Source organism: Nocardioides sp. CCNWLW216, from assembly GCF_037120545.1.
GTDB classification, from domain to species: Bacteria; Actinomycetota; Actinomycetes; order Propionibacteriales; family Nocardioidaceae; genus Nocardioides; species Nocardioides lianchengensis.
Map to the genome: position 1 here is coordinate 285,674 of NZ_JBBBBJ010000001.1, position 23,072 is coordinate 308,745.

Here is a 23,072-nt window from a genome sequence, read left to right on the forward strand (position 1 = left end):
CGACGCTGGTTGCGGTGCGAGGGACGAAGTCCCGAGCCACGAGACCCGGTGAGACGCGTGACGCCTCAACCAGCGACGGCCCGCTGCCGCGCCCGGTACGCCGCGACGTTGGCGCGCGAGGAGCACCGCTCGGAGCAGTAGCGGCGCGAGGCGTTGGGGGAGGTGTCGACATAGACGTTCGTGCACGGGGCGGCGTCGCAGGCGCCGAGGCGGGACGGGCCGAGGTCACAGACCAGGGTGGCCAGGCCGAGCAGGGACTCCCCGACGAGCAGCTCGGCCACCGAGGCGCCGCGGGCGGCGGCGTGCAGGTGCAGGTGCCCCTCGTCCGGCGCGTGGCCGGTGATCTGCGGGGTGAGCGGGTGCCGCACGAGCAGCTCGTTGATCCCGTCGACGACGCCGGCCGCGTCGTCGGCGGCGGCCGCCTCGAAGACCGGCCGCAGCTCGCGCTGGAACTTCCGCAGCAGCATGCAGTCACGGTCGCTGGCCTGCGCGTGCAGCCACGCGCGCTCACCCAGGTGCGCCACGAGCGCGTCGACGCCGTCGATCTCCGCGTTCAGCAACGCGGCCGACTGCTCGGCGTACCGGATGACGTCCACGACGACGAAGTCTAGGAAGACCCGGCAACCGGTTTCACGACCGAGATCCGGTGCACCGCGAAGGACCGTACGTCGTCCGAGCGGTGGTCGTGGGCGGTGAGCTGGCCACCCTCCACGGAGATCGGGTCGACGATCCGCTCGGTCGCCGTGCCGTGGTTGTCGACGTAGCCGATCAGCACCGTCGAGCGGCTCTCCACCGCCTCGCGCAGCGCGGCCAGCGAGCCGCTCGGGGTGAGCGATCCGGCCGACGACGGACGCGCCAGGGCGGCCCGGTCGCCGGACCTGATGGCGGTCACGACCGCCGCGACCACGGCCGTCGAACGGGCCGCCGCCGCGCCCGCCCCGCGCCGGTGCTCGCGCGGGGTGCGGGCGCGCAGCAGGTCGGGACGGGTGACGCGCACGGTGCCGTCCGGGGCCTCGACGACCGGCGCCGCCCCGAGCTCGCGCAGCCGCGGCAGCAGGACGTCGATCGGGGTGCTGCTGATCAGCACCGTGGGCGCCAGCCGTCGTAGCCCCAGCGACCCGGCCTTGGGGTGGTGCAGCAGCTCGGTCAGCGCGGTCTCGTCGTCGGCCCGCAGGAACGCCTCGGCGTGCCCGACCCGGATCGTGCCGAAGGTGCGTGAGGTGTCGTCGACGAGGTAGGCGAGCGGCTGCGGCACCGGCGTCCGCGACACCGAGGCGAGGAAGGCGTGCAGCTCGGCGGCGGTCCACCCGGTGTCGAGGGCGCGGCGTACCGACCCCGGCGTGAAGCGGTACGTCGTGGCGCCGCCGCGCGACTCGACATCGGCGACCAGCGCGAGCGTGCGGGCCAGCCCGGACTCCAGCGGGCCGGGCGCGACCGCGGTCAGGTCGGCCTGCAGCAGCACGTGGTCGACCGGCTCGGGCAGCAGCCCGGCCAGCCCCGGGACCGGGTCCTCGCCCGCCACCAGCGCCCGGCCGTACGACGCCAGCGCGCCCAGCCCCGCCACGCCCAGGACCGACGCCTCGGTGACCGCCCAGACCAGCTGGTCGGCGCGGGTGCGCGGTCGCCGCGGCCGGCGCCACGCGACCAGGGCGACCAGCGACGGGGTGCCGGTGCCGGTCGCCAGGACCGACCCCGCGGGCAGGTCCGCGAGCGCCTCCAGCGCCATCCGCCGGCTCTCGACCTGGTGGATGCCGGTGAGCTCCGGGGCCAGCGCGTTCCACGGCTTGCCGGCCGTGTCGCGCTGCCCGACCAGCCCCGGCATCCGCGGCGACGACAGCCAGGCCCGGACCAGGGTCGCCCACCGCTCGGCCGGCGGCTGGGCCGACCAGGCGTCGTACGCGTCGGTCGGGACCCAGACCGGGTTGCCGTCCGGATCGGCGGCGGTCGCGACCAGCCCGGCGGCGTACGCGGTCTCGACGATCAGCGCCGCGGCCGGTTCGTCGACCTGCAGGTGCACCGACGTCGCCTTCAGGTCTCGCACGCCGAGCCCACCGCTGCGCAGCGCGCCCGGCGGGTGGGTGCCCCAGTGGTCGAGCAGCAGCTCCACCCGTCGTACGGCGTCGAAGGCGGCTCCCGCCGCCGCCCGGTCGACCACGGTCGCCGACCGCTCGGAGGTCACCAGCCCGGGGACGACGTCGACCGGTTCGGTCGTGGTCCGGCCGCCGCGCAGCACCAGGCCCACCTCACCCGGCAGCACGACGACGCCGCCGGAGCGGGGGACCAGCAGGCCGCGCGAGAGCAGCTCCTCCGCGGGCGTCTCGGCGTCCTCGGGCGTCACGTGGTGGCGGGAGGTGCCCGTGGTCGCCTCGCCGCCATGGGCCGCGACGTGATCGAGGAGGGCGCGGGCCGGGTCGGAGAGCTGGCCGATGCGCCGGTCCACCTCGGCCGCGGGCAGCGGATCGGGCGAGACCTTCTGCAGGCCGCTCGACCCCGGTCCGCCGCTCAGGCTCTCCGGCACGCCGGAGAGCGGACGCAGCCCGGAGGTGCTCCGCCACACCAGGGCGAGCGCCTCCAGCCGGGCCAGCGCGGTCGCGACCGTGGCCGGCTCCGCGTACACCACCGCGGGCAGCGCCTCCGGCGTGGTTTGGCCGAGGACGACGAGGGCATCTAGGACGCAGAGCTCGACCCGGGTCAGCTGGTCGAGCGCACGGAGCAACGAGGATCGGACGGCGGCCCTGGACGCCAGCTGACCGGAGTCGTGAGGGGCAGGGGTGGCGAGATCCGGACGGTCGGACAGCAGCCGGGCGAGTCGTTCGTCCGGCCAGGCGCGCAGCTGGTCGGCGAGCGAGCGGTACCCCGCGTCGGGGTCCTCGGCGGGCGAAGGGTGTCCGGACATCATTCCCACGCTACCGACCCCGCGGGCGCGCGCGTGAGGAGCGTCGAGCTCCGGTACGGCGGCGCGACCGACGTCGGCCGGGTCCGCGAGGTCAACGAGGACTCATTCCTGGCCCGGCCGCCGGTCTTCGTCGTCGCCGACGGCATGGGCGGCCACGACGGCGGCGACGTCGCCAGCGCGATCGTGGTCGAGGAGTTCGGCCGGCTCGCCGAGGCCGGCTACGACCCCGCCCGCGGTCCCGAGACGGTCGCGGCCACCCTGGTCGTCTGCCAGCAGCGGATCGAGGCGTACGCCGCCCGGCAGCAGGCCGCCGGGCACCCGTCGTACCAGGCCGGCACGACGGCGGTCGTCGCGCTCCTCGTCGAGGTGGACGGCGAGTCGCGCTGGCTGCTGGCCAACCTCGGCGACTCGCGGGCCTACCGCTTCGACGGCGGCCTGCTCGAGCAGGTCAGCGTCGACCACAGCCTCGTGCAGGAGCTGGTCGACGCCGGCACCATCACCGCCGCCGACGCCTCCCTCCACCCCGAGCGCCACATCGTCACCCGGGCCCTGGGCGCGTCGGAGCACCCGGAGGCCGACTACTTCCTCCTCCCGTTCGCCGGCACCGCCCGGCTGGTGCTCTGCTCCGACGGGGTCAACGGGATGCTCGACGACGAGCAGATCGGCGCCGTCCTGGCCGGGGCCGGCGACCCGCGGGCCGCCGCTGCCGACCTGGTCGCCGCCGCCGTCGCGGCGGGGGGACGGGACAACGCGACGGCCGTCGTCGTCGATGTGGTGGGATGGGATCACGAGCAACCCGACTCCGAGCGTCAGCCGGTGAGTCTCGAGGAGAAGCTGGGAGCCCTGCCATGACCGTCGCGCCGACGGGTCTCCGGTCCTACCGACCCGGTGACTGGTACGCCGTCCTCGGTGGCCCGGACAGCGGTCACATCGCCGTCCTGGTCCCACCGTCCGAGCGGTCCCGCGTGGCCGCGCTCTGGGAGCTCGTCGACGGCGGTGCCGGCGCCGACGAGGTGCTCGATGCGCTGATCGCCGGTGGGCTGCGCTCGCTGCCGGGGTTCGTGCTGGTCGCCGACGTGGGCGACCGGGTGCGGGTCGTCCTGCGCGGACCGGCCCGGGCCGGCATCGACACCTTCGACGGGCCCGTCGCGCTCGACGGAGCCGACGCCACCACGTGGGTGGAGCGGGTGCTCCCCGGGGTGCGGGCCGTCCGGATCGACGTCGCCGACCACGCCGAGGGTGCCGACCGCCCCATCGACGACGGGCTGGTGCGGGTCGGTCGGCTCGACCGGCCGCCGTACGTCGAGGCCCTGGACGACGCCGCGCCCGTCCCCGTGCCCACGCCCGAGCGGGTGGAGCCGCCGGTCCTGGAGCCGGTGGCCGCGCTCGTCGAGGAGCCGGTCGACGAGGAGCCGGTCCAGGAGGAGTCCGCCGTCGAGGAGGTCGTCGAGGAGGCGTCGTTCGCGGACGAGCTCGGCGACGAGCTGGCCGACGAGCCGACCGAGGCGATCGACCTCAGCGAGCTGCCCGACCTGCCGCCCCCGCCGCCGGCCCCGCCCGTCCCCCCGCTGCCTCCGCTGGCCGTGGTGCCGCCGATCCCGACCGTGCCGCCCCCGCCGCCCGTGCCGGGCGGGTGGGACCCGACCGACCACGACGGCACCACGCGCACCCCCGGCCCGGGCACCGGTGACGACTTCGAGCGCCCCCAGCCCGGCATCCCCGGTCAGCCGCAGGCCCCGGCCGTCACGGCCCGACCGGTGGCCCGGCTCAGCTTCTCCGGCGGCGAGCTGGTCGACGTCGACCGGGTCGTCCTGGTCGGCCGGGCCCCCGAGGCCCGGCGGTTCACCGCGACCGACCAGCCCCGGCTGGTGACGGTCTCGAGCCCGCACCAGGAGATCTCCTCGACCCACCTGGAGATCCGCCCCGGCTCCGGAGCCGACCACGGGAGCGCGGTCGTCACCGACCTGGGCTCGACCAACGGCACCGTGCTGGTCCAGCCGGGGCTGCCGCCGGAGGTGCTGCAGCCGGGGGTGGCGGTCCAGCTGCTGCCGGGTGCCGTGGTCGACCTCGGTGACGGCGTGACCATCCGCGTCTCGAACCCCTGAGCACCCACCGGCAGCCGATGACCGACCACCCGACCCCCGACGCAGCCGACGCGGCCTTCCCGGCCGCCGAGCTGGACCGACGCTTCTACGCGTTCACCCTCGACCGGCTGCTGGGCTGGACCGTGATCGCGGCCGGCGTGGCCGGCGCGGTGATGCTGCTCCTCGAACCCGGCCACACCATCGGCGGGATCGCCGTGATCGTCGGGGTGGTGCTGGTCGTCGGCCTGGTCCACGCGGTGCTGCTCGGCCTGCGGGGCACCTCGCCCGGCAAGGCCGCCGTCGGTCTCCGGGTGGTCGACGTCGAGACCGGCGCGCCGATCGGGGTGGGCCGCGCGCTGCTGCGCACCGTCGTCCTCGGGGTGGGGACCCTGCCGACGTTCGGATTCGGGGTCGCCGCGCTGGCCTGGACGGCGGTCATGGACCCGGGCGGTCGGCGCCGCGGCTGGCACGACCGCCGGGCCCGCTCGGTCGTGGTCGACGTGCGCCCGCTGCCCGCGGCCGAGATCGCCGAGGAGCCCGCGCCGCGGGCCATCGTCAACCTCACCGCCATGCGGCTGGTCCCGCCGCCGCCGGAGCCCGAGCGTCCCGAACCACCCGCACGTCCCGCCCCGCGGCCCCCGGTGGCCGCCCCGCCGACCCCCGCTCCGCCGACCCTGCCGACCCCCGCACGTCCCGCACCGCCAGTCCCCACCCTGCCGACGCCGGCCCCGTCCCCGGTCGCTCCGTCTGCCCCGCCCGTCCCCGAGCCCGCCCCGGAGCCCGCGCGGGAGATCGCCCCGGAGCCCGTGCCGGAGCCGGTCGAGGTGTCGGCCCTGGAGGCCCGGACCGCCCCGACCCGCACCCGCCGGCGCCAGCTCGGCTACCCGCTCGTCGGTACGCCGCCGACCGGCCCGCCGCCCGCTGTACCGCCTGCGGCGCCGCCGTCCTCCGCGCCGGCGGCACCGCCCACCCCGAGCGCGCCCGCGCCGCAGCCCCGGTGGCGAGTCGCGTTCGACACCGGCGAGGCGTTCGAGGTGAGCGGATTGACCCTGGTCGGCCGTCGCCCCGAGGGGCGGCCGGGGGAGCCGGTCCACCGCCTGGTGCCGCTGGCCTCGGAGGACCAGTCGCTGTCCAAGACCCACGCCCAGTTCCAGGTGGTCCCGGACGGGGCCCTCGTCGTGATGGATCGCGGGTCGACCAACGGCTCGGTGCTGATCCGCCGCGGCGTCCCGCGCCACCTCTCCGGTAACAAGCCGGCGACCCTGCTGGCGGGCGACCAGGTCCGCTTCGGCGACCGCACCATGACGGTCGCCCGCGACGACTGACCGGGCTGCCCGTGCCGGGTCGCAGGACCGGCTACCCGGACCCCTCGCTGCTGAGCTAGAACTTGTTCTAGATTGCCGACCATGACCTTCGAGTTCGAGCGCACCGTCACCACCTCCGCCCCACCCGCGGCCATCTGGGCGCTCTGGAAGGACCCGGGCAGCTGGCCGTCCTGGGACCCGCCGGTGCAGAGCGTCGCCCTGGAGGGTCACTTCGCCGAGGGGGCCGCGGGCACCATCGTGCTGGCCGGACCGATCGAGGCGCCGTTCGTGCTCGAGATCGTCGAGCCCGGCACCCGGTTCCTCGACCGGCTCACCATCGGCGACCTGGTGATCCGGATCGACCACGTGGTCATCCCCGCCGGCGACGGGTCGGAGATCACGGTCCGCACCACCGTGGAGGGTCCCGGCGCCGACGACATCGGGCCGATCGTCACGAACGACACCCCGGTCGCGATGGCCCGGCTGGTCGAGCTCGCAGAGAGCTCGGCCTGACCTGTCGTATCCCGTCGGTCCCGTTCGTGGAGAGGATGAACCCATCCACGAGAGGAACCCCTGATGCGCGAGATCGTCACCACCCACTTCGTCTCCCTCGACGGCGTCGCCGAGGCGCCCGGCGGCGAGGAGGGCTACCGCCACACCGGCTGGACCACCGACATCGAGGCCGACCCCACCCAGTACGACGTCAAGGGCCGCGAGCAGGAGGAGGCCGGGGCGATGCTGATGGGCGGGCGCAGCTACGACGCGTTCTCGCCCGTCTGGCCATCGCTGGACTTCTTCGCCCGCTGGAACTCCCTGCCCAAGTACGTCGTCTCCTCGACCGTCACCGACCCGCAGTGGCACGACACGACCGTGATCTCGTTCGCGGACGTCGCCGGCCTGAAGGAGGGCGACGGCGGCCCGATCTACGTGCAGGGCAGCATGCAGCTCACCCAGGGCCTGCTGAAGGCGGGCCTGGTCGACGAGGTGCGGCTGATGGTCTTCCCGGTCGTCCTCGGCAGCGGCCGCGGCCCGTTCCCCACCGACGCCGAGGACAAGGTCCGACTCACGCTGGTCGATTCCACGACGTACTCGAACGGCGTGCAGTACCAGGTCTTCCGTCCGCGGCGATGAGCGCCTAGCGTCCCCGGATGGAGTCGTACGCGAAGGGCGAGAGCACCCCCGGCCTGCTGGACGAGACCATCGGCGACAACCTGGCCCGCACCGTCGCCCGGCACCCCGAGCGGGAGGCGCTGGTCGAGGTCGCGAGCGGGCGTCGGTGGACCTGGGCCGAGCTCGACCGCGACGTCGACGCCGTCGCGCGCGGGCTGGTGGCGGCGGGGCTGGAGGTCGGCGACCGGGTCGGGGTCTGGGCGCCCAACTGCGCCGAGTGGACCCTGGTCCAGTACGGCGCCGCCCGCGCCGGGGTCGTGCTGGTCAACGTGAACCCGGCGTACCGCACCCACGAGCTGGCCTTCGCCGTCAACCAGTCGGGGCTGCGGCTGCTGGTCGCTGCCGAGCGGTTCAAGACCTCCGACTACCGGCGGATGGTCGACGACGTGCGCGCGGAGTGCCCGGGGCTGGAGCGCGCCGTGTTCCTCGGCACGGCCGACTGGGACGAGCTGCTCGCGGGCGGTGCCGGCCTGCCGGAGGCGGTGCTCGGAGAGCGGGCGGCCCGACTCGCACCGGACGACCCGATCAACATCCAGTACACCTCCGGCACCACCGGCCGGCCCAAGGGCGCGACGCTCAGCCACCGCAACATCCTCAACAACGGCTTCCTCACGACCGAGCTGATCCGGCTCGGGCCCGAGGACCGGCTCTGCATCCCGGTGCCCTTCTACCACTGCTTCGGGATGGTGATGGGCAACCTCGGCTGCACCTCCCACGGCACCACGATGGTCATCCCGGCGCCCGGCTTCGACCCGGCAGCGACGCTCCGTGCGATCCAGGACGAGCGCTGCACCGGCGTGTACGGCGTGCCGACGATGTTCATCGCGATGCAGCACGACCCGGGCTTCGCGTCGTACGACCTGACGTCGCTGCGGACTGGGATCATGGCCGGCTCGATCTGCCCGGTGGAGGTGATGAAGCACTGCATCGAGGACATGCACATGCACGAGGTGTCGATCGCCTACGGCATGACCGAGACGGCGCCGGTCAGCTGCCAGACCCGGGTGGACGACGACCTGGACCGTCGTACCGCCACGATCGGCCGGGTGCACCCGCACGTCGAGGTCAAGGTGGTCGACCCGACGACGGGGGAGACGGTCCCGCGCGGGACGCCCGGCGAGCTGTGCACGCGCGGCTACAGCGTGATGCTGGGCTACTGGGACGACCCGGAGAAGACGCGCGAGGCCGTCGACGCCGACGGCTGGATGCACACCGGGGACCTGGCCGAGATGCGCGAGGACGGCTACTGCGTGATCGTCGGCCGGATCAAGGACATGGTCATCCGCGGCGGCGAGAACATCTACCCGCGCGAGATCGAGGAGTTCCTCTACGGCCACCCGGACGTCGAGGACGTCCAGGTCGTCGGCGTCCCCGACGAGCGGTACGGCGAGGAGCTCTGCGCCTGGGTGCGCATGCGTGCGGGTGCGGTGCCGCTCGACGCCGCCGCGGTGCGCGCCTACTGCGACGGCCGGCTCGCGCACTACAAGGTCCCGCGCTACGTCCTGGTCGTCGAGGAGTTCCCCCTGACCGTCACCGGCAAGGTGCGCAAGGTCCAGATGCGCGAGGAGTCCGCCGAGAAGCTCGGCCTCTGACCCACCCGGACCCGCCCCGGTGTGCGCGGATAAGGGTGTGGAGGACTTCGAGGCCTGGGTGCAGGCGCGCGCCGGCTCGTTGGCGCGGACGTCCCGACCTCCCCAGCCCGAGCGGCTCGCCGGTGGGCTGGCTCTCGGCGGACCGGCTGGGTTGGCTGGTGGAGGGTAACGCCCCGGGCGCCGTGGAACTGCTCGTCACGGACGACCGGGCGCGCGAGGTCGACCGGGTGAACCTCGAGGCGCGGAGGCCGGAGTCCGGATCTCTCAACCAGTGGTCCGGTTCGGTGTCACCCAACGGCCGCAGCCTCTTGCTCGTGGTCGGCGGACCGGGAGCGGAGACGGATGTCGTGCTCGACACCCGCACAGGGACACAGATGTGGTCCGGCCGGATCGGGTCGCTCTGGGACTGCCCGACCAGCTGGTACGACGGCCTGCCGGTCGACGTCGCGTCCGGCGGCCTCGTGGACCGCTCCGGCCGCACGTTCGTCGTGACCGACCCGGCGCTGGCAGTCGGCTGCGTCAGCATGGCCGCCGGCGCACTCGCCGGGGAGCCGCATCGGGGACTCGGCGGCCTGGTCTTCGGCACCCGCACCGGGTGGCTCTCGTGGCACTGGCGCGAGGCCGGACTGGGCGTGGTCGGCGGGCTGCTGGCCCTGGCCGGGCTCCTCGTCGTACGACGCCGCCGGGTCAGCGGGTCAGCAGCACCGGGATCCGCGTGACCGTGCCGTCACCGCTGGTCCAGGTGACGTAGCCGTCGTCGAAGGGACGCGGGTCGGGGCCGGTGACCCGCAGCGTCCAGGTCGCGGACTCGCCGGGCTTCAGGCGGACGGCGGCCGGGGTGAGGGTGACGCCGTGGCGGCGGAACCCGGAGGTGGAGGAGGAGAAGTACCGGGTCCGGCGCCCCTGGTTGGTGATCGTGCGGCGCACGACGTCCTGGCCCGCGTGCAGGACGGCCGACGGGGTGTTGAGCCGGACCCGGCGACCGTCGAGCCAACGGCGGTAGTCGGCGGGATCGATCTCGTAGGCGAGGCCGGGCCGCAGCGCCGCGTCCGCGCGGAGCCGGCCCGCGCCGGAGTCGAGGACCGAGCCGCCGGCGGTGGTCGACGCGGTCGTGACCAGGGCCGACCGGACGGCCGAGACCGACCAGTCGGGGTGCCGGGCGACCAGCAGGGCGGCCGCACCGGCGACCTGGGCGCTGGCGACCGAGGTGCCGGAGGCGAGGTCCCAGCGCGAGGAGCGCACCCGCGCCGGTACGGCGCCGAGCCGGCCGGTCGCCGGCGCGACCAGGTCGGGCTTGAGGACGGTGGCGGTGGGGTCGCCCGAGCCGGACCAGTCGAGCACGCGGCTCGCGGCGCGGCTCGGACCGAGGGGGCGCAGGCTCAGCTCGCCGGCGGGATGCCGCGCGGCCCAGCGTCGTACGACGCGGCCCGCACGGGCGTCGAGGTGCACGGTGGGGACGCTGTGCAGGTCGGCGTTGCGCGAGGCGGGACCGGTGTTGACCAGGACCATCCCGACCCCGTCGGCCCGCCGGACGGCCGCGGACTTGTCGACCCGGCCGACCCGGCCGCGCTCGCACAGCACGACCCGGCCGGCGACGAGGCCGGCGTCGAGGCTGCCGGGCTCGCAGGCCCGGGCCGCGGCGTGGGTGCTCCCGGCGGCCGGGACGTCGGCCCCGACGACCAGGCGGGCCGGGCCCACCGAGCGGGCCGAGAGCATCGCGCCGCGCAGGCGCGGGCCGTCGCCGAGCACGACGCGGCCGGTGCGCTCCACGCCCGTGCTGCCGCCGACGGTGGTGACCCAGGGGGAGGGGTGGGCGGCGTACCGGCTGCCGCCCTGGTTGCCGGCGGCGGCGACCACGACGACACCGGACTCGGTCGCGCCGAGCAGCGCACGCTCGACGGTGTCGACCTGCGCGGGCCCGCCGACCGAGAGGTTGAGGACGTCGACGCCGTCGGCCGTGGCCCGGTCGATCGCGGTCACCAGGTCGGCGGTCGCGCAGCCGTCGTCGCGTGGCTCGGGCGCGGTCCAGCAGGCCTTGTAGACCGCGAGCCGGGCGTCGGGAGCCTCGCCCGAGTAGCGGCCCAGCGTGCCGGCGTCGGTGCGCACCCGGACCCCGGCGTCACCGGCCGCGATCGAGGCGACCAGGGTGCCGTGCCCGTCGTCGTCGCGGGCCGAGAGCTGCTCGGAGCTGCGGGTCCGGTCGGCGCCGAAGCCGTCGACGAACCAGCGCGCCCCCATCACCTTCGCGGTGCAGGACGACGCGGACCAGCCCTCTCCGGTCTGGCACGGCCCGGTGAACCCCTCGGGGTCGTCGGCCAGGCCGGGAGTGCTGGCGAAGAGCGGGTGGTCGGCGTCGAGGCCGGTGTCGACCACCCCGATCACCACGCCGGCGCCCCCGCGGGCCCGGCCGGCGCCGACCGGTGCGGCGCTCGATGCGGGTGCCACGGTCCCCGCCAGCGGACGGACCTCGTTGCGCTCGACCGACACCACCCGGCCGTCGGCCTGCAGGTCCTGGGCCTGGTCGTCGGTGAGCTCGACGGCGACCCCGTTGAGGGCGGTCGTCCATCGGTAGACCGGCCGCGGAGCCGCGACCGACACCAGGACGGCGTCCTGCTGGACGGTCATCCGGAAGCGGTCGAGCGCGGTGGACAGCCCGGCGGACCGGCCGGCGGCGCCGGGCGTGTCGAGGGTGACCAGGAAGAGATCGGTGGCAGGCTCGACGGTGGCGGTCCGGGCCTGGGCGGGCGCGAGCGGCGCCACCATCAGGGCCGCGGCGAGCGCGCCGAGCAGCGTCGTACGACGACGACTCCCCATCTCGACCTCCCACCCGTCTCTCGAGTGAACACCCGTCCCAGAAACGCCCAGGGTGACAGGGGAGGGGGCACCCTGCCAAACGTGTGCCCACCGCGGGCTAGCCTGACCGCATGTCCGACCGCCCCGCCCCAGCCCCTCTGGCGGTCGGGTTCGACCTCGACATGACGCTCATCGACACCGCGCCGGGGTTCGGCGACGTGCTCCGCGCGCTCGGGTCCGAGCTGGGGGTCGACTTCCCGGTCGAGGAGATGACCGCCAGGCTCGGACCGCCCCTCGACCTGCTGCTGCAGCCCTACCTCCCCGAGGACGCGATCGCCGCCGCCGGTGACCGCTTCCGGGCGCTGTACCCCGACCACGCGATCACCTCGGTCCCCGCGCTGGCGGGCGCCCACGACGCCATCGCCGCCGTACGACGGCACCGCGGGCGGGTGCTCGTCGTGACCGGCAAGTTCCCCGACAACGCCCGCCTCCACCTCGACCACGTCGGCTTCGACGTGGACCACCTGGAGGGCTGGGTGTGGGGTGTCGGCAAGGCCGACGTGCTGGTCCGCGAGGGCGCGTCGATCTATGTCGGCGACCACGTCCACGACGTCGAGGGCGCGCTCGCGGCCGGGGCGCTCAGCGTGTCCGTGCTGACCGGCGGCTGCACCCGTGAGGAGCTGCTCGCCGCCGGCACCCACGTGGTGCTCGACTCGCTGCTGGAGTTCCCGGCCTGGCTCGACGAGCACCTGCTGACCACCCGGATGGCGGCTCTCGAGGCCGACCTCCGCGAGCGCGGCTCGGTGCTGGTCGCCTACAGCGGCGGCGCCGACAGCGCCCTGCTGCTGGCCGCCGCCGTCCGCGCGCTCGGTCCCGAGCGGGTCGCGGCCGCGACCGGCTACTCCCACTCCCTGCCCCAGGCCGAGCGCGACCCCGCCCGGGACTTCGCGGAGTCGCTGGGGGTGCGGGTGCTCACCCCCGAGACCCACGAGATGGACCGCGAGGGCTACCGCGCCAACGGGCCGGACCGCTGCTTCTTCTGCAAGGCCGAGCTGCTCGACGTGCTGGTACCGCTCGCCGCCGACCTCGGGCTCGCCCACGTCGCCACCGGCACCAACGCCGACGACGCCGTCGTCGGCTTCCGTCCCGGCATCCGGGCGGCGGCCGAGCGCGGCGCGATCGCCCCGCTGCGCGACGCCGGGCTGACCAAGGCCCAGGTCCGCGAGGCCTCGCGGCGCTGGGGGCTGCCGACCTGGGACAAGCCCGCGGCCGCCTGCCTCTCGTCGCGGGTCGCGTACGGCGTCGAGGTCACCCCCTTCCGGCTGGGGCGCGTCGAACGGGCCGAGAGCGGGGTCCGGGCCGCGCTGGCCGGCGTACCGCTCGCGAACCTGCGGGTCCGCGACCTGGGCGAGCGCGCCTCGGTGGAGCTCGACGCGGCCCTGCTGCCGCTGGCCCGGGGCCTGGAGGAGGCGGTGCTCGCAGCGGTCCGCGACGCCGGGTTCGAGGCCGCCGAGGTGGACGCTCGCGGATTTCGTTCGGGATCGATGAACGAGTCGCTCTAGACTCCGACTCCGCATCCCTGCGGAACTCGCGTAACACGATGGAAGAGGTCAGACCGTGCCCACTGGCAAGGTGAAGTGGTTCGACGCCGACAAGGGCTTCGGCTTCCTGTCGCAGGACGGCGGCGAGGACGTCTACGTCCGCACCGAGGCGCTGCCCGAGGGCACCACCAACCTCAAGGCCGGCACCCGCGTCGAGTTCGGCATCGCCCAGGGCCGACGCGGCGAGCAGGCCCTGCAGGTCCGCGTCGTCGACGCCCCGGCGTCGGTGTCCAAGGCCCAGTCCCAGGCCCGGCGGCGCAAGCCCGAGGAGATGGCCCCGATCGTCGAGGACCTGATCCGGCTGCTCGACAACGTCGGTGAGGCCTACCGCCACGGTCGTCACCCCGACGCCAAGGCGGCCAAGCCCACCGCCAAGCTGCTCCGCGCGCTCGCCGACGAGCTGGAGATCTGAGCCCTACGCCGGCGTACGACGGGCCGGGCGCTGCTGCACCCGGTTGACCAGGACGAACACCGTCCAGGCCGCCAGGACCGTGAACGCGACCGACAGGCCGAGCCGGGCCGGCTCCAGCGGCATCGCGATGCCGACGAAGCCGCCGACCACCCAGGCCAGCTGCAGCGTCGTGTCGCTGCGGGCGAAGGCGCTGGCCTGCACCCGCTCGGGGATGTCGCGCTGGATGGTCGAGTCGAGGCAGAACTTGGCCAGCGTCTGAGCCATGCCGGCGACCAGCCCGAGCAGGGCCAGGAACAGCACGCCGTAGAACAGCGCCGCCAGCAGCGCGGCCGCCGCGTCGAGGAGCAGCACCAGCACCACGGTGACCGACGGGCTGATCTTCTTCAGCATCGCCGCCAGCGCCACGCCGACCGCGTTGCCGGCGCCGGCGCCGCCCACCACGACGCCGATGAGCAGCTCGGCCGACAGCGAGCTCTCGGGCGGGTTCTCCCGGAGCAGGAACGCCATGAACATCAGCAGGAAGCCCGACAGGAACCGCGGTCCGCAGTTCGCGCGCAGCGCGAACGCGACGGCCGGGGGGATCCGGGTGCGGGGACGCCGGCCCGGGCGGCCGTCGTCGGTCTCGTCGCGGAAGGCCAGCGCGCCCTCGCCGGCCGACGAGTCGACCGCCTCGGGCAGCCGGATCGCGCAGACGGTCGCGACCGCGAACAGCAGGAAGGCATAGCGCAGCGACCACTCCGGACCGGCCAGCGAGGCCAGACCCGCCAGCGGGGCCGAGACCGAGACGCCGACCAGGCCGGAGACCGACACCCGGCCGTTGGCCTTGACCAGGGTGAAGCCCTCCGGGAGCAGCCGGGGTACGGCGGCCGCCCGCGTCACGCCGTACGCCTTGGAGGAGACCAGGACGCCGAGCGCGGCCGCGAAGAGCCAGGGCGAGGTGCCCCCGCTGATGCCGCCGGCCAGCGCCCAGCACAGGAACGCGCGGATCGCCTGGGTCGCCCCGATCGCCCAGCGCCGGCCGTGGCTGAACTTGTCGAGGAACGGCCCGATGAGCGGAGCGACGATCGCGAACGGCAGCATCGTCAGGCCCAGGAACAGGGCCACCTGGCCGCGGGCCTCGCCCGACGGCACCTGGAAGAACAGGCTGCCGGCCAGCGAGATCGCGACCGCGGCGTCGCCGGCGGTGTTGAAGAAGTGCAGGTAGATCAGCCGGTTCAGCCCCGACTGCTCCGCTCCCTGGGCGCCCGCGGCCCGGCGCGCGTTGCGCCCGACGGCCCGCCCGACCTTGCCGGTCACCCGGCCCGTCGCGGCCATGCCGCGCGCGGTCACCTTGGCCCCGGTGCCGATCCCGCGGCCCACCGAGCGGGCCCGGTCGGCGCGGGTCGGGCCGGTGTCGGTGCGGGTGCCCGTGCCGTCGGCGTGCGGGTCACGCCACCGCTGGTCCTCCGACGTCATGCGCACATCCTGCCTTGAGGTGCCGCCCCGACCTGACAGCGCCGCGGCCGATGGGTCATGATGCCGCCGTGACGACGATGCTGCGCGCCAAGCCCGACTCCGCCGCCGTGGCGGCGGTCGACCTGGCCCGGGACACCCTCCTGCAGGAGGCGGAGCCGACCGACGTCGGCGATCACCTCGGTCACGTCGTCGAGGGGGAGCGGGTCGTCACCCACCTGTTCGCCTGCACCCGCCCCGGGTACGTCGGCTGGCGCTGGTCGGTGACCGTCGCCCGCGCGCCGCGGCAGAAGCTGATCACCGTCGACGAGGTCGTGCTGATCCCGGGCGACGAGGCGATCGTCGCGCCCGAGTGGGTGCCCTACCGCGAGCGCATCAAGCCCGGCGACATGACCCCCGGCGACCTGCTCCCGGTCGACGACGACGACCCGCGGCTGGTCCCGACGTACTCCTTCGGCGACGACCCGCTCGACGCCGACGAGAAGGCCCAGATCCGCCAGGTCGCGCAGGACCTCTACCTCGGCCGGGCCCGCACCCTGTCGGTCGAGGGCCGCGACCTCGCCGCCCAGCGCTGGTACGACGGCGACGGCGGCCCGTCCGCCCCGATCGCCCAGTCGGCCCCCGACCACTGCCACGGTTGCGGCTTCCTGGTCCGCATCGCCGGACCGCTGTCCGAGCTCTTCGGTGTCTGTGCCAACGGCGACGCCAACGACGACGGCCGCGTCGTGTCGTTCGACCACGGCTGCGGCGCCCACTCCGAGGTGCGGCTGGCCAAGAAGCACGAGCCGCAGCCGCTGCCCGACCACGTGATCGACACGGTCAGCCTCGACGAGCTCGAGCGCTTCTAGCCCTCGGTGACAGGCGGGTCGGTGGCCTCCGCGGCCTCGACCCGGGTCCGCCGGCGCCGGCGGCAGTACTCGTAGCCGAAGAGCCCCAGCCCGAACCCGGCCAGGCAGGTCCACAGCCACCAGGTGCGCCCCTCGGCCTCCAGCTCGCCGTAGAACGGCAGCAGGGCCACGAACGCGACCGCCCATGCGATCGACCCGACCAGCACCGTGCGCACGCCGTCGACGTCCAGCGGCTCGACGTCGGCGACGAGGTAGGTGCGGTTGCCGATCTCGTGCTGCGTCGGCTGCTCGTCGCTGAACTCCACGGGGGCAGGCTAGCCCGGCCGGCGCGCGGCCTGGAATGCTGGTGCGTCGTGACCTTGGCACTCGAGCGCTACTTCAAGATCGGCCAGCGTGGCTCCACCGTCGGGCAGGAGGTGCGCGGCGGCCTCGTCACCTTCCTGACGATGTCGTACATCATCGTGCTCAACCCCCTGATCCTCGGCTTCGTCCAGGACAGCGAGGGCAACTACCTGGCCGGTGGCGCTGCGCCGAACCTTCCCGCGATCGCGGCCGGCACCGCCTTGGTCGCCGGCGTCCTGACGATCCTGATGGGCGCCGTGGCCAACTTCCCGCTGGCCCTGGCCACCGGTCTCGGCCTGAACGCCTTCGTCGCCGTGCAGATCGCCACCCGCTCGACCTGGGCCGACGCGATGGGCCTGGTGGTGCTCGAGGGCATCGCGATCCTGGTCCTGGTGCTGACCGGCTTCCGGACGGCGGTCTTCCACGCCGTCCCGACGCAGCTGAAGGTCGCGATCTCGGTCGGCATCGGCCTGTTCATCGCGCTGATCGGCTTCGTCGACGCCGGCTTCGTCACCCGGATCCCCGACGCCGCGCAGACCACGGTGCCCGTCCAGCTCGGCCAGACCGGGCAGCTCAGCGGCTGGCCGGTGCTGGTCTTCGCCGTCGGCCTGCTGCTCCTCGTCGCCCTGTGGGTAAGGCGCGTCCGCGGCGCGATCCTGATCGCCATCGCGGTGACCACCGTCCTGGCCCTGGTGCTGGACGGCGTCCTCGACCTCGGGGCCCGGTCCGCCGACAACCCCGGCGGCTGGGCGCTGAGCGTGCCCCACCTCGACGGCTTCGTCGACGTCCCGGACTTCGGCACCCTGGGCGAGGTCTCGCTCTTCGGCGCGTTCGGCTCGATCGGCGTGATCGCCGCGCTGCTCCTGGTCTTCTCGCTGCTGCTCGCCGACTTCTTCGACACCATGGGCACGATGACGGCCATCGGTGCCGAGGCCGGCCTGAACGACGAGGACGGCATCCCGCCGAACCCCGAGCGGATCCTGGTCGTCGACTCGGTCGCCGCCATCGCCGGCGGTCTCGGGGGCGTCTCCTCCAACACGTCGTACATCGAGTCGGCCTCGGGCGTCGGCGAGGGCGCCCGCACCGGCCTGGCCTCGGTGGTCACCGGCCTGCTCTTCCTGCTGGCGACCTTCTTCACCCCGATCGTGCGGGCCATCCCCTCCGAGGCGGCCGTCCCGGCCCTGGTCCTGGTCGGGTTCCTGATGATGCAGCAGGTCACCGACATCGCCTGGTCCGACGTCGAGATCGCCATCCCGGCCTTCCTGACCATCGTGCTGATGCCGTTCACCTACTCGATCTCGGTCGGCATCGGCGGCGGCTTCCTGGCCTTCCTGCTCATCAAGCTCGTCGTCGGCAAGGCCCGCGAGATCCACCCCCTGATGGCCGTCGTCGGCGGGCTCTTCGTCGTCTACTTCGCCATCGACCCGATCACCTCCTGGTTGACCTGACGGGCGAAGCCCGCACTGGGGGGCCGATGCATCGGCCCCCCAGTGCAGGGTTCACCTGCCGGCCGGTGAACCTGCAGACGCCCATCACCCCGGAATAGTTAGCAAGAGTAATGAGTTATGCTAACGACATGCCCACCGTCCAGAAGGTCGCCCGCACCGGCGCCGGTCTCGCCTCCGAGCTCCGGCTGTCCGTCATGCGCCTGCGTCGCCGCCTCGCCAACGAGGTCGACCCGGCCAACGAGCTGAGCATGAACGCGATGGCCGTGCTGGGCGCCCTGTACCGCCACGGCGAGCTGACGGTCGGCGAGCTCGCCGCCCGCGAGCGCGTGAAGGCGCCGAGCATGACCCGCACGGTCAACTGCCTCGAAGAGGGCGGCCACGTCGTACGACGCCCGCACGAGACCGACGGCCGCCAGGTGCTGGTGGCGATCTCGGAGTCCGGCCGCGCCACCCTGCTCGCCGACCGTCGCCGTCGCGACGAGTGGCTCGCCCGCCGGCTGCGCGACCTGACCCCCGACGAGCGCGACGTCCTCCGCCGCGCCGCCCCCATCCTCGAACGCCTCGCCCAGGAGGACTGACACCCGCTTTGAGCCCCACGTTCCGCTCGCTCCACAACGCCAACTACCGCCGCTACGCCGCCGGCGCCGTGGTGTCGAACACCGGCACCTGGATGCAGCGCGTCGCGCAGGACTGGCTGGTCCTCCAGCTCGCCGTCAACGGCGGCACCGCGGTCGGCATCACGACCGGCCTCCAGTTCCTCCCGGCCCTGCTCCTCTCGCCGCTGGCGGGCGTGGTCGCCGACCGGGTCCCGAAGCGCCAGCTGCTCCAGGTCACCCAGGTGATGATGGCCGTCCCCGCCTTCGTGCTCGGCGTGCTCGCCGTCACCGGTGTCGCCGAGGTGTGGCACGTCTACGTGCTGGCCCTGGTCTTCGGCATCGGCACCGCCTTCGACGCCCCGGCACGCCAGTCGTTCGTGAGCGAGATCGTCTCGCCCGAGGACCTCACCAACGCGGTGGGCCTCAACTCGGCGTCCTTCAACGCCGCCCGGATCGTCGGGCCTGCGGTCGCCGGCGTGCTCATCGCCGCCCTCGGTGGGGGCGCCCAGGCCACCGGGTGGGTGATCGTCCTCAACGCGGTCAGCTACCTCGCCCCGATCCTGGCGCTGCGCGGCATGGACGCGTCCCGCCTGGCCCAGGTCGAGCCGTCGCGGCGATCGCGCGGCATGATCCGCGAGGGGCTGCGCTACGTCCGCAGCCGCCACGACCTGGTGCTGGTCCTGGTGATCGTCTTCGTCGTCGGCACCTTCGGCCTCAACTTCCAGATGACCTCGGCCCTGATGGCCACCCAGGTGTTCGACAAGGGCGCGACCGAGTACGGCCTGCTCGGCACCTTCATGGCGGTCGGCTCGCTGACCGGCGCGCTCCTCGCCGCCCGGCGCCCGGTGGTCCGGCTGCGTCTGGTCGTCGGCGCCGCACTCGCCTTCGGTGCCGTCGAGGTGGTCGCCGGCGTGCTCCCGTCGTACGTCGCCTTCGCGGTCTGGATGCCACTGCTGGGCCTGTCGGCGCTGACCATGATCACCGCAGCCAACACCCTGATGCAGGTCTCGACGGCGCCGGCGCTGCGCGGACGCGTGATGGCGCTCTACCTGATGATCTTCATGGGCGGTACGCCGCTGGGCGCGCCGGTGGTGGGCTGGGTGGGGGAGACCTTCGGGGCCCGCTGGACCCTGGTCGGGGGTGGCCTGATCACCCTGCTCGGCGTCGGTGTCGCCACGATCGTCTACCTGGCCCAGGAACAGCGCCGTCAGCGCGTTTTGACCCCTGTCGGGGCGCCCGGTAGCCTCTTTCCTCGTGTCTGGGACGACCAGGCCGTTGCGCGTGCTCGGAAGTAGATCGCGGGACAGGACCGCGGCACCAGGCGCGACACGCCCGACCTCGGGGGTGAGCAACACCGGTTGGTTCGCACCACCCGGACACGCAGCAGTTCGATCGTGCGCGGCACCGTGCCCCGCACTGAGAGTCACCAAGAAAGGGAACCGCCAGGTGCCCACGATTAACCAGCTGGTCCGCAAGGGCCGCCAGGACAAGGTGTCGAAGAACAAGACGCCTGCCCTCAAGGGTTCGCCCCAGCGGCGCGGTGTCTGCACCCGCGTCTACACCACCACCCCGAAGAAGCCGAACTCCGCCCTCCGCAAGGTCGCCCGTGTGCGCCTGAGCAGCGGCGTCGAGGTCACGGCCTACATCCCGGGCGTCGGTCACAACCTCCAGGAGCACTCCATCGTGCTCGTTCGCGGCGGCCGGGTGAAGGACCTCCCCGGTGTCCGCTACAAGATCATCCGCGGCACGCTCGACACCCAGGGCGTGAAGAACCGCAAGCAGGCCCGCAGCCGTTACGGCGCGAAGAAGGAGAAGAGCTGATATGCCGCGCAAGGGTCCCGCTCCCAAGCGGCCGATCGACGTCGACCCGGTCTACGGGTCGCAGCTGGTCTCCCAGCTCGTGTCCAAGGTCCTCCAGGACGGCAAGAAGCAGGTCGCTCAGCGCATCGTCTACACCGCGCTCGAGGGCTGCCGCGAGAAGACCGGCACCGACCCCGTCGTCACGCTGAAGCGTGCGATGGACAACGTGAAGCCGGCCATCGAGGTCAAGTCCCGCCGCGTCGGCGGCGCGACGTACCAGGTCCCGATCGAGGTCAAGGGCACGCGCGGCACCACGCTCGCGCTGCGCTGGCTCGTCGGCTACGCGGCGGACCGTCGCGAGAAGACCATGCACGAGCGGCTGATGAACGAGATCCTCGACGCTTCCAACGGCCTCGGTGCCGCGGTGAAGAAGCGTGAGGACACCCACAAGATGGCCGAGTCCAACAAGGCCTTCGCGCACTACCGCTGGTGATCTCGGCGGGGGTTGGGTACCAGCCCCCGCTCGCACCGCACCTTCCTACTTTCTAAGGAACGCACAGACAGTGGCTGTCGACATCACCACGGACCTCAACAAGGTCCGCAACATCGGCATCATGGCGCACATCGACGCCGGCAAGACCACCACCACCGAGCGCATCCTCTTCTACACCGGCATCACCTACAAGATCGGTGAGGTCCACGAGGGCGCGGCCACGATGGACTGGATGGAGCAGGAGCAGGAGCGCGGCATCACGATCACGTCCGCCGCGACGACCTGCTGGTGGAAGAACCACCAGATCAACATCATCGACACCCCGGGCCACGTGGACTTCACGGCCGAGGTCGAGCGCTCGCTGCGCGTCCTCGACGGTGCCGTCGCGGTGTTCGACGGCGTCGCCGGTGTCGAGCCGCAGACGATGACCGTGTGGCGGCAGGCCAACAAGTACTCCGTGCCCCGGATGTGCTTCGTCAACAAGCTGGACCGCACCGGCGCGGACTTCTTCCGCTGCGTCGACATGATGGTCGAGCGCCTCAACTCCAACCCGCTCGTCCTCCAGCTGCCGATCGGCGCCGAGGGCGACTTCCTCGGTGTCATCGACCTGGTCGGCATGCGTGCCCTGACCTGGCGCGGCGAGACCAAGATGGGTGAGGACTACGAGGTCGAGGAGATCCCCGCGGAGCTGGCCGAGCAGGCCGCCGAGTACCGCGAGAAGTTCCTCGAGACGCTGTCCGAGGCCGACGACGACATCATGGAGAAGTACCTCGAGGGCGAGGACTTCACCGTCGAGGAGCTCGAGGCCGCGATCCGTCGCGCCACTCTGGCCGACAAGGTCAACCCGGTCCTCTGCGGCACCGCGTTCAAGAACAAGGGCGTCCAGCCCCTGCTCGACGCGGTCGTCAAGTACCTCCCGTCCCCGCTCGACATCGAGGGCATCGTCGGCCACTCGGTCAAGGACGAGAACGAGGAGATCATCCGCAAGCCCTCCGACGACGAGCCGTTCTCGGGCCTGGCCTACAAGATCGCCTCCGACCCGCACCTCGGCAAGCTGATCTACGTGCGCGTCTACTCCGGCAAGCTGGAGGCCGGCTCGACCGTGGTCAACTCGGTCAACGGCCGCAAGGAGCGGATCGGCAAGGTCTACCAGATGCACGCCAACAAGCGTGAGGAGATCGCGTCGGTCGGCGCCGGCCAGATCGTGGCCGTGATGGGTCTGAAGGACACCAAGACCGGTCACACCCTGAGCGACCCGCAGCACCAGGTCATCCTCGAGTCGATGACGTTCCCGGCTCCGGTGATCGAGGTCGCGATCGAGCCCAAGACGAAGAGCGACCAGGAGAAGCTGGGCACCGCGATCCAGCGGCTCTCCGACGAGGACCCGACCTTCACGGTCAAGTCCGACGAGGAGACCGGCCAGACGATCATCGCCGGCATGGGCGAGCTCCACCTGGAGATCCTCGTCGACCGGATGAAGCGCGAGTTCCGCGTCGAGGCGACCGTCGGCAAGCCGCAGGTGGCCTACCGCGAGACCGTCCGCAAGGAGGTCACCGGCCACAGCTACACCCACAAGAAGCAGACCGGTGGGTCGGGCCAGTTCGCGAAGGTCGTCGTCTCCCTCGGGCCGAACATCGACCCCGAGACCGGCACCGGTGCGGGCTACGAGTTCGTCAACAGCGTCTCCGGTGGCCGCGTGCCCCGCGAGTACATCCCGTCGGTGGACCAGGGTGGCCAGGACGCCATGGAGTTCGGCGTGCTCGCCGGCTACCCGATGGTCGACGTGAAGTTCACGCTCGAGGACGGCGCCTACCACGACGTCGACTCGTCCGAGCTCGCGTTCAAGATCGCCGGCAACCAGGCCTTCAAGGAGGCCGCCCGCATGGCCAAGCCGGTCCTGCTGGAGCCGATGTTCGCGGTCGAGGTGACGACGCCCGACTCGTTCCTCGGCACCGTCATCGGCGACATCAACAGCCGTCGCGGTCAGATCCGCGCGCAGGAGGAGCGGCACGGCGACATCGTCGTCAACGCCCTCGTGCCGCTGTCCGAGATGTTCGGGTACGTTGGCGACCTGAGGTCCAAGACCTCCGGCCAGGCCTCGTACTCGATGGAGTTCGACTCGTACGCCGAGGTTCCCACGAACATCGCCGACGAGATCATCAAGAAGGTCCGTGGCGAGTAGCCCACCCGGGCCTACTCAGCACGGACCCTCGGCACCACCCAGTCAGTACGAGTCAGCAA

General features: G+C 73.2%; 21 protein-coding genes. 16 read left to right on the plus strand and 5 right to left on the minus strand.

Annotated features, from left to right (window positions below; all coding sequences use genetic code 11):
* Positions 1-65: 65 nt before the first annotated feature.
* Positions 66-596, minus strand: a complete 531-nt coding sequence (locus V7S47_RS01290; protein ID WP_336559924.1) for a CGNR zinc finger domain-containing protein — start codon at positions 594-596, stop codon at positions 66-68.
* A gap of 11 nt (positions 597-607) precedes the next feature.
* Entirely contained in the window at positions 608-2,896 is a 2,289-nt protein-coding gene (locus V7S47_RS01295; protein WP_336559925.1) for a helicase C-terminal domain-containing protein, read from the minus strand.
* Between the two features lie 33 nt (positions 2,897-2,929).
* Between V7S47_RS01295 and V7S47_RS01300 the strand changes: the two genes are divergently transcribed.
* The 7 genes from V7S47_RS01300 (at position 2,930) to V7S47_RS01330 (ending at position 9,765) form a co-directional block, all read left to right on the plus strand.
* The gene (locus tag V7S47_RS01300) at positions 2,930-3,748 is read left to right on the plus strand and encodes a PP2C family protein-serine/threonine phosphatase (protein ID WP_090849645.1); all 819 of its coding nucleotides are present in this window, start codon (positions 2,930-2,932) and stop codon (positions 3,746-3,748) included.
* Positions 3,745-5,001, plus strand: coding sequence for an FHA domain-containing protein (locus V7S47_RS01305; RefSeq protein WP_336559926.1), 1,257 nt, complete (start codon positions 3,745-3,747; stop codon positions 4,999-5,001). The genes V7S47_RS01300 and V7S47_RS01305 overlap by 4 nt, the downstream gene beginning before the upstream one ends.
* 17 nt (positions 5,002-5,018) lie before the next feature.
* Positions 5,019-6,305: an RDD family protein gene (locus V7S47_RS01310; RefSeq protein ID WP_336559927.1), complete on the plus strand. Its 1,287-nt coding sequence runs from the start codon at positions 5,019-5,021 to the stop codon at positions 6,303-6,305.
* A gap of 81 nt (positions 6,306-6,386) precedes the next feature.
* Positions 6,387-6,797, plus strand: coding sequence for an SRPBCC family protein (locus tag V7S47_RS01315; RefSeq protein WP_336559928.1), 411 nt, complete (start codon positions 6,387-6,389; stop codon positions 6,795-6,797).
* 63 nt (positions 6,798-6,860) lie between these two features.
* On the plus strand, positions 6,861-7,415 hold the full coding sequence (locus tag V7S47_RS01320; RefSeq protein ID WP_090849653.1) for a dihydrofolate reductase family protein: 555 nt from the start codon (positions 6,861-6,863) through the stop codon (positions 7,413-7,415).
* 17 nt (positions 7,416-7,432) lie between these two features.
* Complete coding sequence (locus V7S47_RS01325; protein WP_336559929.1) at positions 7,433-9,046, plus strand: AMP-binding protein; 1,614 nt, start codon at positions 7,433-7,435, stop codon at positions 9,044-9,046.
* A 347-nt stretch (positions 9,047-9,393) separates the two neighbouring features.
* Positions 9,394-9,765 carry a hypothetical protein gene (locus V7S47_RS01330; protein ID WP_336559930.1) on the plus strand — a complete coding sequence of 124 codons (372 nt, stop codon included), beginning with the start codon at positions 9,394-9,396 and terminating at the stop codon, positions 9,763-9,765.
* Here V7S47_RS01330 and V7S47_RS01335 read toward each other — a convergent pair.
* Complete coding sequence (locus tag V7S47_RS01335; protein ID WP_336559931.1) at positions 9,734-11,860, minus strand: S8 family serine peptidase; 2,127 nt, start codon at positions 11,858-11,860, stop codon at positions 9,734-9,736. The genes V7S47_RS01330 and V7S47_RS01335 overlap by 32 nt on opposite strands.
* Before the next feature lie 110 nt (positions 11,861-11,970).
* Here V7S47_RS01335 and V7S47_RS01340 point away from each other — a divergent pair, with 110 nt between their 5' ends.
* Together V7S47_RS01340 and V7S47_RS01345 are read left to right on the plus strand one after the other, a co-directional pair.
* Entirely contained in the window at positions 11,971-13,401 is a 1,431-nt protein-coding gene (locus tag V7S47_RS01340) for an HAD hydrolase-like protein (protein WP_336559933.1), read from the plus strand.
* Positions 13,402-13,456: 55 nt separating this feature from the next.
* The gene (locus tag V7S47_RS01345; RefSeq protein WP_170866887.1) at positions 13,457-13,852 is read left to right on the plus strand and encodes a cold-shock protein; all 396 of its coding nucleotides are present in this window, start codon (positions 13,457-13,459) and stop codon (positions 13,850-13,852) included.
* Between the two features lie 3 nt (positions 13,853-13,855).
* Here V7S47_RS01345 and V7S47_RS01350 read toward each other — a convergent pair whose 3' ends face one another.
* Positions 13,856-15,307 (minus strand): MFS transporter, encoded by a 1,452-nt coding sequence (locus V7S47_RS01350; protein ID WP_336559934.1) that lies wholly within the window; start codon positions 15,305-15,307, stop codon positions 13,856-13,858.
* A 77-nt stretch (positions 15,308-15,384) separates the two neighbouring features.
* Between V7S47_RS01350 and V7S47_RS01355 the strand changes: the two genes are divergently transcribed.
* A complete protein-coding gene (locus V7S47_RS01355; RefSeq protein WP_336560429.1) occupies positions 15,385-16,152 on the plus strand; it encodes a DUF3027 domain-containing protein in 768 nt (255 codons plus the stop codon).
* Here the strand turns inward: V7S47_RS01355 and V7S47_RS01360 are convergent.
* On the minus strand, positions 16,149-16,457 hold the full coding sequence (locus V7S47_RS01360) for a DUF2530 domain-containing protein (RefSeq protein WP_336559935.1): 309 nt from the start codon (positions 16,455-16,457) through the stop codon (positions 16,149-16,151). The two genes, V7S47_RS01355 and V7S47_RS01360, sit on opposite strands and share 4 nt — an antisense overlap.
* 48 nt (positions 16,458-16,505) lie before the next feature.
* Between V7S47_RS01360 and V7S47_RS01365 the strand changes: the two genes are divergently transcribed.
* From V7S47_RS01365 to fusA, 6 genes are all read left to right on the plus strand, one after another.
* Positions 16,506-17,942, plus strand: coding sequence for an NCS2 family permease (locus V7S47_RS01365; protein ID WP_090849669.1), 1,437 nt, complete (start codon positions 16,506-16,508; stop codon positions 17,940-17,942).
* Between the two features lie 128 nt (positions 17,943-18,070).
* The gene (locus V7S47_RS01370; RefSeq protein WP_336559936.1) at positions 18,071-18,520 is read left to right on the plus strand and encodes a MarR family winged helix-turn-helix transcriptional regulator; all 450 of its coding nucleotides are present in this window, start codon (positions 18,071-18,073) and stop codon (positions 18,518-18,520) included.
* A gap of 8 nt (positions 18,521-18,528) precedes the next feature.
* Positions 18,529-19,833, plus strand: coding sequence for an MFS transporter (locus V7S47_RS01375; RefSeq protein WP_336559937.1), 1,305 nt, complete (start codon positions 18,529-18,531; stop codon positions 19,831-19,833).
* A 151-nt stretch (positions 19,834-19,984) separates the two neighbouring features.
* Complete coding sequence (rpsL, locus tag V7S47_RS01380) at positions 19,985-20,359, plus strand: 30S ribosomal protein S12 (RefSeq protein ID WP_028636428.1); 375 nt, start codon at positions 19,985-19,987, stop codon at positions 20,357-20,359.
* A gap of 1 nt (position 20,360) precedes the next feature.
* Positions 20,361-20,831: a 30S ribosomal protein S7 gene (gene rpsG / locus V7S47_RS01385; RefSeq protein WP_090849676.1), complete on the plus strand. Its 471-nt coding sequence runs from the start codon at positions 20,361-20,363 to the stop codon at positions 20,829-20,831.
* Between the two features lie 121 nt (positions 20,832-20,952).
* Positions 20,953-23,013: an elongation factor G gene (gene fusA, locus V7S47_RS01390; RefSeq protein ID WP_218856912.1), complete on the plus strand. Its 2,061-nt coding sequence runs from the start codon at positions 20,953-20,955 to the stop codon at positions 23,011-23,013.
* Positions 23,014-23,072 lie beyond the last annotated feature (59 nt).

Coding starts and splice junctions, on each gene's coding strand:
- V7S47_RS01315 (WP_336559928.1), top strand. CDS start 6,387: ATGACCTTCGAGTTCGAGCGCACCGTCACCACCTCCGCCCCACCCGCG.
- fusA (WP_218856912.1), top strand. CDS start 20,953: ATGGCGCACATCGACGCCGGCAAGACCACCACCACCGAGCGCATCCTC.
- rpsG (WP_090849676.1), top strand. CDS start 20,361: ATGCCGCGCAAGGGTCCCGCTCCCAAGCGGCCGATCGACGTCGACCCG.
- V7S47_RS01305 (WP_336559926.1), top strand. CDS start 3,745: ATGACCGTCGCGCCGACGGGTCTCCGGTCCTACCGACCCGGTGACTGG.
- V7S47_RS01370 (WP_336559936.1), top strand. CDS start 18,071: ATGCCCACCGTCCAGAAGGTCGCCCGCACCGGCGCCGGTCTCGCCTCC.
- V7S47_RS01350 (WP_336559934.1), bottom strand. CDS start 15,307: ATGACGTCGGAGGACCAGCGGTGGCGTGACCCGCACGCCGACGGCACG.
- V7S47_RS01320 (WP_090849653.1), top strand. CDS start 6,861: ATGCGCGAGATCGTCACCACCCACTTCGTCTCCCTCGACGGCGTCGCC.
- V7S47_RS01295 (WP_336559925.1), bottom strand. CDS start 2,896: ATGTCCGGACACCCTTCGCCCGCCGAGGACCCCGACGCGGGGTACCGC.
- V7S47_RS01325 (WP_336559929.1), top strand. CDS start 7,433: ATGGAGTCGTACGCGAAGGGCGAGAGCACCCCCGGCCTGCTGGACGAG.
- V7S47_RS01340 (WP_336559933.1), top strand. CDS start 11,971: ATGTCCGACCGCCCCGCCCCAGCCCCTCTGGCGGTCGGGTTCGACCTC.
- V7S47_RS01355 (WP_336560429.1), top strand. CDS start 15,385: ATGCTGCGCGCCAAGCCCGACTCCGCCGCCGTGGCGGCGGTCGACCTG.
- V7S47_RS01335 (WP_336559931.1), bottom strand. CDS start 11,860: ATGGGGAGTCGTCGTCGTACGACGCTGCTCGGCGCGCTCGCCGCGGCC.
- V7S47_RS01310 (WP_336559927.1), top strand. CDS start 5,019: ATGACCGACCACCCGACCCCCGACGCAGCCGACGCGGCCTTCCCGGCC.